A 15,459-nucleotide genomic window follows, 5' to 3' on the forward strand; every position below is an offset into this window, starting at 1 on the left:
AGATTGTGAGGGCGGCTATGAGTTTTAAGTGGAAGCTAGCTGCGTTTTTTTGAATTAACTGGGCACCCATTTTTGAATGAATTGAAATCGATGAATTGTTTTTATACTTTCAAGTATGGTTTCGAGAATTCGAGATATGGAAATCGACTGAAAAGTACTTCTGGAGGGAAAAAGAAATCGGGATAGTTGGTAGCAAAAATCTTCCCTCCATGAAAATTTTTCAGATTACTTCGTTAGCGTCATGCGGCTTGCGCCAAAACAAGATTGCATACTATTTTAAATGATAGGCATTTGCAACTGCGATTGTTTGTCATGTGCACCCTGGGCGTGAAAGGATTTCAGTTGTCATGACAATGGTCAGATGCCTCACCCTTAAATCTGCAGCAGAGGCACCTCTGCAGATTGGTTATGCCTCAATGTGCATGGCGTGATGCTTGGCGTGGCGGTCATGGTCGTGATAGTTGATTGAGTACAGTAAGGTCGCGCTCGCTACCTAGGGATTGCTCTCGCTAACAAGGTGCCTGTCACCGCCAATGTAGAACTGAGTCCTTGGAGGTGCGAACGTTTTCTTGAGCTGACTATGTTGTAATTCCCCGATACTAGCGGTACTCCAAAGGGCTCAAACCACCGAGTGAGAGTTTGAATCGATGCTGGTCATACCCTCCGGTGTAGGATGCCACTTGCCGTACATCTCGTTTCAGTCGTCCGGAGCAACCCTCACAGGCTGCGTTGTCCGGTGAGCACCTGTTGCGAGATATGGAGCGAATGAGGCGCACCTTGTGCATTCACGAGAGCTACGTAGGCCAGCGGTAATGGGCCGCCGCGGTCAGAGTGTACAATCGGTCAATCGGGACTTTCAGTAATTGTCTCGATGTCGGTATCCATCATGGTGTTTACAAGCTCAGCGTCTGGAAGAGTACCCTCGGACCAGATGATCAGGAGTCCGTCGAAGCAGTCGTTCATGGGCGACAGGTAGTCCTTGCCCGCCCGCAACTGGGATTCTGTGATATCGGTGAGCTATTTTTTGTTGGCGCATCAGACTTGAAGTCATTGTTGACTAGGTTCTCCGGTGCGGCGCCATGCTCCCCATGGTAGGAGCTATACCGGCGGCGGCTCACCGCAGCGACGATTCGCTATAGATGGGCCGCCTACCTACCCAAAAGGGCAAGTAAGCGGCTCATGAGCCTCAGCCAGGCTGGGGCAGGGGTATTAGTACTCCGACGGCAAGAGCAGCGTAGTGCTGCTTCTGTCCGCTTCAGTGATGATCCAGAGCTTGTCTTCTCCTCCCGCTTGGATCTTGTACCCAGAGAACAGCCTTAGGCCATGCTCCAGCGCGTGTTCATTGCTCTGCCAGGCGTCATTGCACACGTCCCCCCAATCGCCCACCAAGTGACGATTGAGGTAGGTCGACGCGCCCAGCAGCCCTTGTATCATCAAGGCCTGCACACCGTTCGTTGTCACAAGGCAACCCGGTGGGAAAAAGATCCCAGGGATGCGCAGTGCAGGGTCATGGACCTCATCCCTGAGCATGATGCGCAAGCCGCAGGGTTCATCCCGTTGCCGCACTACGACAACACGCAGCTTCAACCAATGCTCCTCAGACAAATCACCAGTGGTGACGTCGCAAGGCACCTCGATGTCATAGAACGCTTGAACCTCAGGCGAGGCGCAATACGCAATGGTCATCAGTGCGATGTGGATCGTGACGTTTCTGCGCTGGAACATCTGCGCAGGCTCGGCCTGTCCTTCTAGGTTCATTGCTTGCTTGGCGTTCTCGGAGAAAACGATTGGCAATCTGAGCAACTGAATATGCTGCTCGTTCTGTGTATTCGACATCATGGGCTCTCCAGATAATCCCATCACGGAGAGACACCTCGCCCGAACGGGGAGTGTTCCCCGCATGGGCAATACGTTTCAGATCAAAGCGTCAGCAATGCCAGCGCTCCAACCTGTTTGAATGACAGGCTCACGCCCGCCGACAACACTTTCAAGAGGCGCCTGAAAGGGGCGCTTCGGTAGATCAGAGCCAACCCTGTTCAGCCATGGACAACGGCTTGCCAGCGCCGACGATGACGTGGTCCAGCATCCGCACATCCACTACTTCCAGAGCCTGTTTCAGGCGCTGGGTTTGCCGGCGATCTTCATCACTTGGCAGCGAACACCCTGAGGGGTGATTGTGAGCCGCGATAATGGCTGCAGCGTTGTGCTCCAAGACCCGCTTGATCACCTGCCTGGGATGAATTACCACGGCATCGAGACGCCCATGAAACAGCACCTCAAACTTCAGGACTCGGTTGAGGCTGTCCAGAAAGACCACCGCGAAAACCTCATCCTCCATCGCCGCCAGCTTCATTTTCAGGTAATTGCCGATTGTTGAAGAACGCTGCAACGAGGCTCCCCGAGTAAACAGTCGGCGATCCAGAATCTGCATCGCTTGCTCGATCACTCGATCCTCCTCGTCACGCTCCATTGCCATAAGCACTGGGGCGTTGCGCAACGCGTTGGTGACAGCCATGGTTACGACCTCCGTCCAATTCCACGAAGACGCAACCATCCCGAGGGACGGCGCTCCCTCGTGAGTGAAACAAGGCGCCGGTAAGGGCGCCTCGGTTAACTGAATGATCAGGCCGCTTCTTCAACGTCTGTCAGGGGTAGTGCAGCAGGTGCTCCGCTGGGAGCAGGTTCATCAGGAGGCAGTACCGGATCGGTGGATTCATCCTCATCAGCTTGCGCCGGTGGCTCAGAACCCTTGTTCTCCTCCTTCGTCGGCGCGGTGTAAAACACCTCGCCGTTGATCATCACCATCAATACCGAGAGCAGGTTTGCTCGAATACTGGCTCCAGGTTGTCCCGCATTCTCGCCTTGTTGGAAGGTGAAGGGTACGACCCAGATGCCACTCAGCAGGAACCGTACAAAAACGGTTTCTCCCGAGTTAACGGCTTGCGCGCACTTTTTGAGGACCTCTTTGGCCAACGTGCCGCAGACCCGACAATCGAAGTAGGTGTAGCTGTGGTCATCAACGGGACCGTACAGTGAGGCAACTCTGACCACCATGTACGGATCTCCTTTGGGAGGCGTAATGGTACGGACATTGTTGATGTAACCAACGCCGTAGAGGTGCTGGTTGAAATAGTCCTTCTGGACTGGATCGTTCTCATTCATGTGCTTCTCCTTTCTCAACACGGAAATAGGGAAGCACTTGCCCCAAAGGGAAGTTACTTCCCCGAGGGTTGTCCAGCATGCGTTCGCTCACCCAGATGGCTGGGAGAGTGACCGCATTTCCGAACGCTTCAGCGGCCTTCATCAGATCCCGCGACTAGCACGGAGCAGCCTCTCAGATCATGGCTACCTGTAAATGCCGCCGACAATGTCAGCTGAACACGTCTGCAGCATGGAAAAGTAGATCAGGCCGGTCCAGTCCACTTCTTCGACCGCCGCTGTAGGAGAACTCACTTCGAAATCTTCGCAACCCATTTCTCAACTCACCTGCATTCGCCAGAAAAACGCGCCAGATGCTGTCCTGTTTTTCCCTCGAAATGCCGGCGCGAAAGGGTCATAACGCAAAGGGAAAAGGTCAAAAGGAAAGGGCCATCAAGGGAAACAAAACGAAGGGTAAAAGGCCTACCCGAAAAGGCTGTCGAGCTCCCCAAAGGAAACGCTTTTCCACGACAACGCACACGGACGACACTGCATGCTCTGGCGCTGGATGCTAGGAAAAAAGACTGCGACGCCCACCACAGACGAAGACGAACCGCCGCCTCAATACACCACGCCACAGTCGGCCAGTGAGTTGCTCGCCACCCCGCGCCGAAAGAAGCTCATGGCGCAGATCTGGCAACTTACCTCGCTGTCACGCCAGCAGTTCGCCGATCTCTACCTGTATCCCATCGAGCGATACGCCGAGCTGGTTCAGCAATTGCCCGCCTCGGAAAACCATCACCATGCCTATCTCGGTGGTATGCTCGATCATGGCCTGGAAATCATCGTGTATGCCCTGAAACTGCGACAGTCGCATTTGATGCCCACTGGCTCCGGTGCTGAAATCCAAGCGACTCAGACCGAGGCCTGGACCCTGGTGACCGCCTACGCTGCATTGCTGCATGACATGGGCAAAATCATCGTCGACGTCGAGGTGCAAACCTCCAACGGTGCCTGGTGGCACCCCTGGAAAGGCCCGCTCAACAAACCCTATCGCTTCAAGTACGTCAAAGGCCGGGAGTACAAACTCCACGGCGCCGCGGCAGGCATTCTGCTGACCCGAATCCTGCCCGAGTCGACACTCGACTGGCTGACCACCTACCGGGAGCCCTGGAGTGCGCTGCTGTATGTCCTGGCCGGGCAGTACGAGCACGCCGGTGTCCTGGGCGAGTTGGTCGTTCAGGCCGACCAGGCCTCGGTCGCCAAGGAACTGGGAGGCGATCCCACCAGGGCACTGGCCGCTCCGAAGTCGTCTCTGCAACGACGTCTGGTGGAGGGGCTGCGCTTTCTCGTGACCGAGCAGTTGAAAATCAACCAGGTCAAAGCCTCTGACGGCTGGCTGACTGAGGATGCACTCTGGCTGGTCAGCAAAACGGTCGCGGACAGACTCCGTGCACACTTGCTGTCCAACGGCGCTGACGGCGTGCCATCGTCGAACGCAATCTTGTTCAACATCATGCAGGACAACTCGCTGATTGTGCCCAACGCCCATGGCAAGGCTATCTGGAATGTCACGATCCAGAACGGCAAATGGAAGAAGACCCTGACCTTCTTCAAGGTCGCACCGGCGCTGATCTGGGACACCGCAGAGCGACCACCTGCGTTTACCGGCTCGGTGACGGTCGAGCTGGACTCAGAGGCCAGCGAGGAGGGCGGACAGTCGCAAGCCAGTGAGCCGAACCTGATAAATCCAGAGGACAATGTCCCTGCATCGCCTCCACCACGGAACCCGCAAACGCCTATCCAGGGCGCATTCATCCTCGAACCGCCACCGCACCACATCATGGATATTCCCGACTACGGTATGGGAGAGTTACCGCCTTGGGAGCAGGCAGAGGACAATTTCACAGCCTGCAACGCTGGCTCGGATATGAGATCCGTCTGGGACGAGGATGCGCCAGAGGGCCAGACGATTGAAGCAGAGCCAGACCCTTCACTCACGCTCAGTCGAAAGTCACCACCTCCATCCCCGAAAGCGCCCAGTTCTTGCGCACCAGTCACCCTCAAAGCCAGATCTCGCCCCCCTCAACCTCAAGCGGAAACCAATGACCTAGGCAGGGCATTCATCAAATGGCTACGCCACGGCATTCTGACCAACAAGATTCCCATCAACGACGCGACGGCCAAGGTTCACTGCGTAGCCGGCACGGCCTTTCTGATCTCGCCCGGCATCTTCAAACGCTACACCGACGAACATCCCGAGGTTGCCCAGCTTGCCAGGTTACAAGGCACCAGCGACTGGCGCTGGCTGCAGCGCAGTTTCGACAGGCTGGGTGTTCACCACAAAAGCGAAGACGGCCAGAACCTCTGGAGCTGCGAGATCAAAGGCCCCCGCAAGACCCGCGACATCAAGGGCTACCTGCTCAAGGACCCGATGCTGATTTTCAGCGAGCAACCCTACGACAATCCTTTTCTGCGGTTGAAGGAGTGAGTACAGGTGAGGCTCGTAGAACGTCGTACAGGGCAGCAGACCGCATCAGTACATGGTTTCGTACCGCCAACTTTTGCTCAGGGAAAAAGTCAATTTTGTGTCAGAAAATTTTGATCACTAGACTTTATAGAGTGGTCGATGTTGTGAGTGTGAAGTGTTTCTATTTGTGAGTTTTTTGTTTTCTAGCTTGGCTGGCGCAAGATTCAAAGTGATAATCTGATTTTCGTTGTCCGGCGATCTTTATGAAGTGCTTGAAACTAATAATAAGAAGCTTGTCTTTTGTTTTTGATGGGGTCAGTACCCCGCAAAAAGGGCACCGTGACCTCAACTTGGGATCACGCTTTCTCGCACCTTAGCCCAAAGCCAGAAAACCCCTTACTGGTTGCCGGTAGTCCACCCAGGCTAGTAAAGTTCTACACTATGGACTGGCCAACGTGAGGAGACGATATGGATGATGAATCGCTACCGATGCTCGACCCGGAGCTTGAGGCCATCCAGTGGCCGGCAGACTTCTCCGGCCAGCAGCTGTTTATCCAAGGTGAGGACTGGCAGTACAACGCGATGCTGAACTGGTCTCACTTTCGTGCCGACCTCTATGCTTTTGCATACAAAGACGCCGCTGATGGACTTGTGGAGGCTATGGCGAATCGTCAGGTGCCATTGGATAGCGGCATTTACCCTTTGCTTTTTCTATACCGCCACTCCTTAGAGCTGCTGTTCAAACTGATGTTAAAGAGTGCTCGCGCTCTGACAGGCAAAGAGCCCAAGAACTACGACAAGCATCCGTTGATGCCTCTGTGGTCGGAATTGCGGCATCTGCTCAAGGATTTGGGTCTGGAGCGCTCTGACGCGAATGCTACCGCTGTTCACGAGTTCATTCGCCAGTTGGACAACGTTGACCCGGACTCGATGGCATTTCGGTATGCGACGACCAACAGTGGTAAAGACCATCTCCCAGACGTTACGCACATCAACATCCGGCACTTGCGCGAGGTACTCAACAGCGTCTTCGTTTGGCTAACCGGCACATACAGCTGGATTGGGGAGATGGAGTAGGGTCAGTCTGGGTACTAACCTAAACGGTACGTAGCCATAAGTATTAGGGTTTCTGGCTTTGTTGGTAGGTGCTCAAGCTAATTTTATTTATAATCAGATTTCCTGAGTGGCTGCTTACAAGTCTTTGTGATAGCTTTAGGGGGGTAATGGCTTATAATGGATTGTATGGGCTCAAGCTGAAAGTGTTTTAGTTTTCAGGTTTTATATTTATTTATAAGTTTGGTCGCTTTCAAAGGCTAGGTTGTGTTTCGGGGAGTTCATTCTTCTCGTATGGTTGTGAGATTTTTCAATTTCAATAATTTGTGCTTTTCAAATTTTGGATGGCGCGATGCATCCTGTGACGTACTTTGGGTTATATTGGTAGGCAGGTGAAAAGATTCAGGTTTATATAGGTCGCCTACAGATTTTTCCAGTTTAATCCGACATCGGGAAATGGGGGCGGATTAACTTTTAGCGCTGTGAATTGTGAAAATTAACAGGTCTTCGTTTCGGCAATGCTGATGGCCGTAGCGTTTTGTGACAGCACCCCATCTGTGCCGTGGCTTCGCACGGCGTCTCCTCAGCGTCCAGGAACTGAACTGGTTGCTCGACGGTTTTGATCTCTGGCGCAACCGCCCTCATCAAGTTTTGACCCCGCGCTACGTGGCATGACCCGGTATAATCCGGGCCATGATTTCTCTGCCCGATGACCTTCCTGATGATCCTGTCTTGCTCAAGCAACTGCTGCTTGAGGCACTCAATCGCCAGGAGGAATCGGCCCAGGCTTATCAGACCCACATCGTCGATCTGAAAGAACAGATCAAGCTGTTGCGCGACCGTTTGTTTGGACGCAAGTCCGAGCAAACCGTGGAGCCCAACACGCCGCAACTGGCCTTGTTCAACGAGCCTGAAAGCGAGCCGATGCCTTCAGTCGGTGACGCCGATGAAGAAGTTGTTGCACCGACATCACGCCGTGGCAAACGCAAGCCGCTGTCGGCTGATCTGCCGCGTATCGAAGTTATCCACGAACTGCCTGAAGATGAGCTGACCTGTGCCTGCGGTTGCCGCAAGCATGCCATCGGTGAAGAAACCAGTGAGCAACTGGACATCGTGCCGATGCAGATCCGTGTCATCAAACATGTCCGCAAGGTCTATGGTTGCCGGGGCTGCGAAGCAGCCCCGGTCACGGCTGACAAACCTGCGCAACTGATCGAAAAGAGCATGGCCAGCCCAAGCGTATTGGCCATGCTGCTCACCACCAAGTATGTCGACGGTCTGCCACTGCACCGGTTTGAAAGTGTGCTGAGCCGCCACGGCATTGATATCCCGCGTCAAACCTTGGCGCGCTGGGTGATCCAATGCAGCGAATACTTCCAGCCGCTGCTTAATCTGATGCGTGATCGATTACTGGATAGTCCGGTCATCCACTGCGATGAAACGCGCGTGCAGGTGCTGAAAGAACCGGATCGCGACCCAACCAGCCAGTCCTGGATGTGGGTGCAAGCCAGTGGCCCACCGGATCGAAAAGTTGTGCTGTTTGATTACACGTCCAGTCGTGCGCAGGATGTGCCGCTGCGCTTGCTGGACAGTTATCGCGGCTATGTCATGACCGATGATTACGCCGGCTATAACGCCTTGTCGTTGCAGCCAGGTGTGGAGCGCTTGGCGTGCATGGCCCATGCACGACGCAAGTTCGTGGACGCGCAAAAAGTGCAGCCCAAGGGGAAAACCGGACGGGCCGATATCGCGCTGACGATGATCAACAAGCTGTACGGCATCGAACGCGAGCTCAAGGACGTCAGCGATGAACAGCGGTTTATCGGCCGTCAGGAGAAAAGCCTGCCAATCCTGGCGCAACTGAAAAGCTGGCTGGATAAAACCCAGCCGCAGGTGACGGCGCAAAGTGCGCTGGGTAAGGCAGTGCATTATCTGGCGAATAACTGGGGCCGGCTGGAGCGCTACGTCGAAGCAGGTTACTTGCCCATCGACAACAATGTCGCCGAAAGAGCGATCAAGCCGTTTGTCATCGGGCGCAAGGCCTGGCTGTTCAGCGATACCGTCAACGGCGCCAGTGCCAGCGCGAAGATCTACAGCCTGGTCGAGACCGCGAAGGTCAACGGCCAAGAGCCTTATACGTGGCTGCGCCACGTACTGGAGCGACTGCCGCATGCCTCGTCAGTAGCCGACTACGAAGCCCTGCTGCCGTGGAACTGCTCGCCAGAGATGCCACGGTAAACCGTGAACCCACTGCTGGGTAGGTGGGGTTTATGGATCGGTTACGAAGATTTTGCGCAAGGCACGCAGACCATCGACAGCGGCAGCCGGCTGCCCGGTGTGCCGCTCAACAACCTGTACGGGGAATTGGTGTGGAAACCTGCTTCATTCGTCAGCATGGGAGTGGAAGGGCAGTACCGCAGCCAGGTCTACGTGGAAGACAGCAACACCGCAAAGGCGGCACCGGCCTATGCCGTCTTCAACTGGAGGACGCGTTTCGAGCAGCACTACGGCCAATGGACGTTCCACCAGTTGCTCCGCCTGGACAACCTGCTTGATCGACAGTATGTCGGCTCCGTCATCGTCGGCGACACCAATCGACGCTACTACGAGGCCGCCCCCGGCCGTTCGTGGTACGCCGGGGCAGGGCTCGAGTACCAGTTCCAGTGACACGTGCCTGTCGCGAGCCGCCGTCTTGCTCGCGACAGGCGACCCGCTTCAGGCCACCGCCTGCGCTCCGGTGATCTCGACCAGTGAGCCGCACATGAAGGCGGCTTCATCCGAGGCCAGGAACGCCACCAGCGCGGCCACTTCCTGCGGCTTGCCGATCCGGCCCAATGGCACCATCCGGTCGAGGTCGGCGATCGTGCGTCCCGACTTGAGGACGCCCGCTTCCAGCATCGGCGTGTGTATTTCGCCAGGGCATACCGCGTTGACCCGGATATTCTGCGGGGCGTAGTCCCGCGCCAGGTTCTGGGTGAACGACGCCACGGCGGCCTTGGTGACGTTGTAGGCGATGTGCCCTGGCGCCGGGTACAGGCCCCACTGCGATGCGGTATTGACGATGGCCCCGGCACCGGCCTCGATCATGATCGGCAGCACCGCGCGGCACAGGTGGAACATCGAGTCCAGGTTGATCGCGAAGCTGCTGTGCCAGTCATCCTCACTCAAGGCCAGCAGGTTGCCACGGCGGTTGATCCCGGCGTTGTTGACCAGGATGTCGATCCGTCCCAACTGCGCCATGACGTCTTCGACCAGTGTGCGGCAGGCGTCACCGGCGCCAATGTCGGCGGCCAATGCCAAGGCCTTGCCACCCTCCGCCTCGATGCCGTGCACCACGGCCTGCGCGGCTTGCAGGTTGACGTCACTGACCACCACCGTGGCTCCTTCCCGTGCCAGCCGGGCGGCGATGGCCGAACCAATACCGCCGGCCGCACCGGTCACGATCGCTACCTTGTTCTCGAATCTGTTCATCGTCGACTCCTGTGGTTTTTGTAATGCGCAATGTTCAGGATTTAATGTGTGCAGTTCTGCATGCAATGTAATCGGCGACGAGTGAAACCGTCAACTGCCGGCGCACGCAAGGGCAGCTATCGGTGGGTTCTCAGAGGTGGCAAGCAATGCCCCCTGGTCCGCGTTGGCGGCCAGGGACATCATCAGGGGAGACGGGAGAGGGGAGCAGGCCGATCAGACCACGGACATGCGGGCCGTGAGGTTCTGTTGCATGTAGTCCAGGAAACGGCGCTGGAACAGCATGGTGTGTTCATGGGCGGCGGCTTCGGCGGCATCGGCATCGCGCGAGGCAATCGCCTGGATGATTTCGTCGTGGTCGCGGCCCAGGCGGTGGGCGCTGGCCGAGCTGACGACATGGTCGAAATGCAGGTGCAGCAGGCGCTGGCCTTCGCCGAGCAGGCGCTCGTAATAGTTGATGAAGTAGGGGTTTCGGCCGGCCTGGGCGATGGCCATGTGAAACGCCTTGTTCAGCTCCGACATGGCCTGGAAATCGCCGCTGGTGACTGCATTGAGGTAGGCGGTGTCGGCCTTGCGAATGGCCTCCAGGTCTTCGGCGCGATGCTGGGTGGCGGCCAGGCGGGTCACGGCGCGCTGGATCAGGTCCAGCGCCGAGATGTAGTTGGGGAACTCCTCGATCTCGAACGGCGTGACCAGGGTGGTGCGGTTGGGCAGGATGACCACCAGCCCCTCGGTGATCAGGCGTGCCAGGGCATCGCGCACGGGCGAACGGGACAGGCCGAACTGCGCCGCCAGCGAGACTTCGTCGAGCTGGACCCCGGGCTTGAGCTTGAGGGTCAGGATCTGCTTGCGCAGTTCTTCGTAAATGTAGCGTCCGCTGTGCCGACGAGGGCCGCTTTCGGTGTCGTTGTCTTTTGCCATCATCAGGTCTCGGTGGGTCTGGCTCATATCATACAGGCCAGCCTTCGTTATATTGCAGTCGATTGCCAACTGTGCGACCCGCAGCATGGGAGGAAGACGGCTGCTACGTCAATCGTTACCCATCCATGGGTCGAGCTTTCCAGGAGACATCGCGGGCGATGCCTGGGCCGGAACCGGGCATCGTCCGCGATGGGTTACTGGCCCAGGCCGGCGCCCCAGGTATCGCTGAGCATGAAGCCGGCGCTCAGCGGATCGTCCGGGTCCACGCCCATCTGCTGCAGGCCGTAGAGCCAGGCCCGTCCGGTGACCCGCGGGAGCACTGCGGGGCGGCCGGCCACCTCGGTATGGCCGAGCAATGCCACCTGGAACTGCCCGCCAATGGTCGAGCGCGACACCAGGTGGTCCCCCGGATTCACCAGGCCGCGGGCCGCCAGCGTCGCCAGGTTGGCGGAGCTGCCGGTGCCGCAGGGCGAACGGTCCACCCGCCCGGGGGGCAGGGTGGTGCAGGTCTGGTAGGTGCGCTCATCCAGCCGGTTGCGGAACATCACATAGGCAACCTCATTCACCGTCGGCAGCAGCGGGTGCTGGATGTTCAGTTGCCGATTGATCACGTCTTTCAACGCCACGCCGGCGTCCGCCAGGGCACGGGCATTCTGCGGAGCGATGGACAGCCCGGTCTGTTCCACATCGATCAGGGCGTAGTACACGCCCCCAAAGGCGACATCGATGTGGAGCGTGCCGAACGCCTCGGTCTCGATGGCCAGGTCCAGGTGTTCGACGAACGACGGCACCATGTCCAGCGACACGCTCAGGCAGCGCCCGTCCGCGCACTGGGCGCGGGCGGTGACCAGCCCGGCGGGGGTGTCGAGCACCACCGTGGTTTCCGGCTCCTGCATCGGCACCATGCCCAGTTCGAGCAGGGCGGTGACCACGCAGATGCAGTTGCTGCCCGACATCGGGTGCGCCTTGTCGGCCTGCAGCACGATGAAGCCGGCATGGGCCTCGGGCCGGGTCGGCGGCAGCAGCAGGTTCACCGACATCTGCAGGCAGCCGCGTGGTTCCATCGTGACCAGCCGACGCAGGCTGTCATCGACCTCGTTGATATGGTTCATCTTGTCCAGCATGGTGGCGCCGGGTATGCCCAGCACGCCGCCGGTGATGACCTTGCCGATTTCGCCCTCGCAGTGCACTTCGGCCAGTTGCAGGGTCTGTTTCCAGCGCATGGTGTTACCTCACTTGATGTACCAGCCCCAGGGCTGCTGGCTGTCGTAGCGGGTGATCTGCTTGGTTTCAAGGTAGTTGTTCAGGCCCCATTCACCCAGCTCGCGGCCGATCCCGCTTTGTTTGTAGCCGCCCCACGGCGCTTCGGTGAAGGTGGGCTGTGAGCAGTTGATCCAGACGATGCCGGCGCGGAACTTGCGCGCCACGCGGTCGCACCGCTCCAGATCCCTGGACATCACTGCGGCACCCAGGCCGAAGCGCGAGTTGTTGGCTGATTTTACCGCTTCTTCCTCGCTGTCGAACGGGCGAATGCAGACCACGGGGCCGAAGATTTCCTCGTTCCAGATCCAGCTGTCTTCCGGTACGTCGGCGAACACCGTCGGTTGCAGGTAGAAGCCCTTGTCCAGGTGCGCCGGACGTTCGCCGCCGCAGACCAGGCGAGCGCCTTCCTCCAGGCCGCGGGAGATGGCCTGCAGGGTGCCGTCGTATTGGCTCTTGTTGACCAGCGGGCCGAGCAGCGCACCGTCTTCCATGCCGTTGCCGATCTTGATCTTGCGGGTTTCCTCGGCCAGGCGGGCCAGCAGCGGTTCGTAGGCCGAACGCTCCACCAGCACCCGCGAGGTGGCCGAGCAGACTTCGCCCTTGTTCCAGAATATCCCGAACATGATCCACTCGACCGCCTGCTCGATGTCGCTGTCGGCGAAAATCACGAAGGGCGACTTGCCGCCCAGCTCCAGGGTCACGTTCTTGATGTCCTGGGCGGCCGCCTGCATGATCCGGCTGCCCACCGGCACACTGCCGGTGAAGGCCAGCTTGTCGACGCCGGGGTGCGCGGTGATCGCCGCGCCGACGGTGGAACCCGGGCCGGTGACGATGTTCAGCACGCCGGCCGGCAGGCCGGCCTCATCGGCGATACGCGCCAGCTCCAGGGCGGTCAGCGAAGTTTGCTCGGCCGGCTTGAGGATGATGCTGCAACCGGCGGCCAGCGCCGGGGCGATCTTCCACGAAGCCATCAGCATTGGGAAGTTCCAGGGCACGATGGCACCGGCGACCCCGATCGGCTCCTTGCGGGCCAGCGAGCTGAAGCGGTCATCGGCCAGGGTCACGGGTTTTTCGCGCTGGGCGTCGAGTTCTTCGGCCAGGTTGGCGTAGAAGTCGAAGCAGCCGGCGGTATCCCCGATGTCCCACATCGCTTCGGGGAACGGCTTGCCGTTGTCGCGCACTTCAATCGTTGCCAGCTCTTCCTGGCGGGCACGGATGCCATCGGCGATCTTGCGCAGGTAGGCGCCGCGCTCGGCGCCACTCAGGCGTGGCCACGGGCCTTCGTCAAAGGCGGCGCGGGCGGCCTTGACCGCGACGTCGACGTCTTCAGCGGAGCCGGACGCCACGGTGGCGATCAGGCTTTCGTCGCTCGGGTCATGGGAATTGAAGCTGCCGCCCTTGATTGGGCTGACCCACTGGCCATTGATATAGAACTGATCGTAGCGGTTCATGCAGATGCTCCTGGTAGCACGGGTGTGCGCAGGGTCGGGACCCTGATTGATTCATCACCTGCCAGCCGCCCGGAAGGCGTGCCAGCAGGTTGGCCGCTGGATTACCGCTGCGAAGCCTCGAAGACCTTGCGGAACTCGGCTTTTTCCTCGTCGGTCAGCGGCAGCAGCGGGGCGCGCGCATTACCGACCTTGAAGCCGGCCAGTTCGGCACCGTACTTGACCTTCTGCACGAACTTGCCGCTTTCCAGGTTGGCCATGGCCGGGAACAGGCTGCGCATGACCTGCTGGGCGCCACGGATATCGCCGCTGGTGAAGGCCTTGTGGAACGCCACGACCTTCTCCGGGAAGATGTTGGCCGGGCCGCAGATCCAGCTGTCGGCGCCCCACAGGTAGAAGTCCAGGGCCTGGTCGTCGGAACCGCAGGACAGTTGGATGCCCTTGTACTTCTCGCCGATCTCGATCGCCCGCAGCAGGTTGCCGCTGCTTTCCTTGATGGCGATGACGCGCGGGTGCTGGTGCAGTTCGGCGATCACGTCCAGGCCGACTTCGACGTTGGTGCGGATCGGGTAGTTGTACAGCACCACGTTGATCTCGGGGAAGGTCTCGAGAATGGTCTTGTAGTGGGCCAGCAGTTCTTCCTGGGACGGCAGGGCGTAGTACGGCGGGGCGATCAGCAGGTTGGTGTAGCCGGCGTCGACAGTCTGCCTGATCTGCTCCAGCACCTCGCGGGTGCACGAGCCGTTGGCACCGGCGATCAGGGTGCCGCGGTCACCGACCACTTCCTTGACGGTGGCGAGGATCTGCCGGCGTTCGTCGTTGGCCAGGGCGTAGTATTCGCCGGTCGAACCCAGCGGCACGAAACCACTGACGCCAGCGGCCAGTTGGTGTTCGAGGATCGAGGCCAGGGTGTCGTGATCGACTTTGCCGTTGGCGTCGAATGGGGTGACCAGGGCAGGCAGGATGCCATTGAGTTTCATGTGGGTTCTCTCCTTGGGTGGGTAAGCTTCAATCGGTTGGGTTTCAGTAGGCGTAGCGGCGCAACAGGCGCCCTTCGACCACGCCAACCAGACGGGTCAGCGGGAAGGCGACGAGGAAGTAGATGACCGCGACCGCCGACAGGAACTCGACCGGGCGCGCGGTGCTGTTGGAGATGTTCTGGCCGACGAACATCAGGTCGGCGACCCCGACCGAGGAAATCAGCGCGCTCTCCTTGAACAGGCTGACCACGTTCGACAGTAGCGGCGGTACGGCGCGCAGCAGGGCCTGGGGGAAGATCACGTAGAGCACCTTGACCCTGGAGGTCAGGCCCAGGGCGGTGCAGGCGTCGTGCTGCTCGCTGGCGATGGACTTCAGTGCGCCGCGGAAGGTCTCGCTGGTGATCGCCGCCATGTACAGGGTCAACGCGATCAGCACCGACACGTACGGCGGGATGTCCAGGTGGAACACCACCGGGAAGCAGAAGAACACCCAGAACAGCTGGATCAGCAGCGGCGTACCGCGGAAGAACTCCACGTACAGGGTCAGCGGCAGGCGCACCAGGGGCGTCTTGACCTGGCGCAGCAGGCTGACCACGAAACCGAACAGGCTGCCGAGCAGGGCGCAGATGCCGGTGAAGGCCAGGGTCAGGGCCAGGCCCTTGAGCAGCACCGGCCAATAGTTCAGAACAACCGAGAAATCGAGTGGCATGGCTGTCTC

The 15,459-nt window shown here is 58.9% G+C and carries 12 protein-coding genes and 2 pseudogenes; 4 read left to right on the forward strand and 10 right to left on the reverse strand.

Going from position 1 to position 15,459, the window contains the following annotated elements; genetic code table 11:
* Positions 1 to 599: 599 nt before the first annotated feature.
* The 4 genes and pseudogenes from AC6I6U_RS15145 to AC6I6U_RS15160 form a co-directional block, all read right to left on the reverse strand.
* Positions 600 to 1,124: pseudogene (locus tag AC6I6U_RS15145) on the reverse strand (transposase family protein); the annotation flags it as partial.
* An 85-nt stretch (positions 1,125 to 1,209) separates the two neighbouring features.
* Positions 1,210 to 1,839 carry a hypothetical protein gene (locus AC6I6U_RS15150; protein WP_497882711.1) on the reverse strand — a complete coding sequence of 210 codons (630 nt, stop codon included), beginning with the start codon at positions 1,837 to 1,839 and terminating at the stop codon, positions 1,210 to 1,212.
* A 181-nt stretch (positions 1,840 to 2,020) separates the two neighbouring features.
* Positions 2,021 to 2,515 carry a RadC family protein gene (gene radC / locus AC6I6U_RS15155; protein ID WP_497882712.1) on the reverse strand — a complete coding sequence of 165 codons (495 nt, stop codon included), beginning with the start codon at positions 2,513 to 2,515 and terminating at the stop codon, positions 2,021 to 2,023.
* A gap of 107 nt (positions 2,516 to 2,622) precedes the next feature.
* Entirely contained in the window at positions 2,623 to 3,162 is a 540-nt protein-coding gene (locus AC6I6U_RS15160) for a DUF3577 domain-containing protein (protein ID WP_497882713.1), read from the reverse strand.
* 529 nt (positions 3,163 to 3,691) lie between these two features.
* Between AC6I6U_RS15160 and mobH the strand changes: the two genes are divergently transcribed.
* From mobH to AC6I6U_RS15180, 4 genes and pseudogenes are all read left to right on the forward strand, one after another.
* A complete protein-coding gene (mobH, locus tag AC6I6U_RS15165; protein ID WP_497882714.1) occupies positions 3,692 to 5,629 on the forward strand; it encodes a MobH family relaxase in 1,938 nt (645 codons plus the stop codon).
* 447 nt (positions 5,630 to 6,076) lie between these two features.
* Positions 6,077 to 6,685 (forward strand): hypothetical protein, encoded by a 609-nt coding sequence (locus AC6I6U_RS15170; protein WP_497882715.1) that lies wholly within the window; start codon positions 6,077 to 6,079, stop codon positions 6,683 to 6,685.
* Positions 6,686 to 7,354: 669 nt separating this feature from the next.
* Positions 7,355 to 8,899, forward strand: coding sequence for an IS66 family transposase (gene tnpC, locus AC6I6U_RS15175; protein ID WP_497882716.1), 1,545 nt, complete (start codon positions 7,355 to 7,357; stop codon positions 8,897 to 8,899).
* A gap of 48 nt (positions 8,900 to 8,947) precedes the next feature.
* Positions 8,948 to 9,328: pseudogene (locus AC6I6U_RS15180) on the forward strand (TonB-dependent receptor); the annotation flags it as partial.
* Between the two features lie 48 nt (positions 9,329 to 9,376).
* Here the strand turns inward: AC6I6U_RS15180 and AC6I6U_RS15185 are convergent.
* The 6 genes from AC6I6U_RS15185 to AC6I6U_RS15210 form a co-directional block, all read right to left on the reverse strand.
* Positions 9,377 to 10,132, reverse strand: a complete 756-nt coding sequence (locus AC6I6U_RS15185) for an SDR family NAD(P)-dependent oxidoreductase (RefSeq protein WP_497882717.1) — start codon at positions 10,130 to 10,132, stop codon at positions 9,377 to 9,379.
* A 213-nt stretch (positions 10,133 to 10,345) separates the two neighbouring features.
* Entirely contained in the window at positions 10,346 to 11,053 is a 708-nt protein-coding gene (locus tag AC6I6U_RS15190) for a GntR family transcriptional regulator (RefSeq protein ID WP_497882718.1), read from the reverse strand.
* A gap of 191 nt (positions 11,054 to 11,244) precedes the next feature.
* A complete protein-coding gene (locus AC6I6U_RS15195) occupies positions 11,245 to 12,273 on the reverse strand; it encodes a proline racemase family protein (protein ID WP_497882719.1) in 1,029 nt (342 codons plus the stop codon).
* 9 nt (positions 12,274 to 12,282) lie between these two features.
* Positions 12,283 to 13,764 carry an aldehyde dehydrogenase family protein gene (locus tag AC6I6U_RS15200; RefSeq protein WP_497882720.1) on the reverse strand — a complete coding sequence of 494 codons (1,482 nt, stop codon included), beginning with the start codon at positions 13,762 to 13,764 and terminating at the stop codon, positions 12,283 to 12,285.
* 101 nt (positions 13,765 to 13,865) lie between these two features.
* The gene (gene dapA / locus AC6I6U_RS15205) at positions 13,866 to 14,741 is read right to left on the reverse strand and encodes a 4-hydroxy-tetrahydrodipicolinate synthase (protein WP_497882721.1); all 876 of its coding nucleotides are present in this window, start codon (positions 14,739 to 14,741) and stop codon (positions 13,866 to 13,868) included.
* Between the two features lie 43 nt (positions 14,742 to 14,784).
* The gene (locus AC6I6U_RS15210) at positions 14,785 to 15,450 is read right to left on the reverse strand and encodes an amino acid ABC transporter permease (RefSeq protein ID WP_497882722.1); all 666 of its coding nucleotides are present in this window, start codon (positions 15,448 to 15,450) and stop codon (positions 14,785 to 14,787) included.
* Positions 15,451 to 15,459: the final 9 nt, after the last annotated feature.

The organism is Pseudomonas sp. UTLPPB19802 (genome assembly GCF_059730225.1).

Coding starts and splice junctions, on each gene's coding strand:
- AC6I6U_RS15150 (WP_497882711.1), bottom strand. CDS start 1,839: ATGATGTCGAATACACAGAACGAGCAGCATATTCAGTTGCTCAGATTG.
- radC (WP_497882712.1), bottom strand. CDS start 2,515: ATGGCTGTCACCAACGCGTTGCGCAACGCCCCAGTGCTTATGGCAATG.
- AC6I6U_RS15160 (WP_497882713.1), bottom strand. CDS start 3,162: ATGAATGAGAACGATCCAGTCCAGAAGGACTATTTCAACCAGCACCTC.
- mobH (WP_497882714.1), top strand. CDS start 3,692: ATGCTCTGGCGCTGGATGCTAGGAAAAAAGACTGCGACGCCCACCACA.
- AC6I6U_RS15170 (WP_497882715.1), top strand. CDS start 6,077: ATGGATGATGAATCGCTACCGATGCTCGACCCGGAGCTTGAGGCCATC.
- tnpC (WP_497882716.1), top strand. CDS start 7,355: ATGATTTCTCTGCCCGATGACCTTCCTGATGATCCTGTCTTGCTCAAG.
- AC6I6U_RS15185 (WP_497882717.1), bottom strand. CDS start 10,132: ATGAACAGATTCGAGAACAAGGTAGCGATCGTGACCGGTGCGGCCGGC.
- AC6I6U_RS15190 (WP_497882718.1), bottom strand. CDS start 11,053: ATGATGGCAAAAGACAACGACACCGAAAGCGGCCCTCGTCGGCACAGC.
- AC6I6U_RS15195 (WP_497882719.1), bottom strand. CDS start 12,273: ATGCGCTGGAAACAGACCCTGCAACTGGCCGAAGTGCACTGCGAGGGC.
- AC6I6U_RS15200 (WP_497882720.1), bottom strand. CDS start 13,764: ATGAACCGCTACGATCAGTTCTATATCAATGGCCAGTGGGTCAGCCCA.
- dapA (WP_497882721.1), bottom strand. CDS start 14,741: ATGAAACTCAATGGCATCCTGCCTGCCCTGGTCACCCCATTCGACGCC.
- AC6I6U_RS15210 (WP_497882722.1), bottom strand. CDS start 15,450: ATGCCACTCGATTTCTCGGTTGTTCTGAACTATTGGCCGGTGCTGCTC.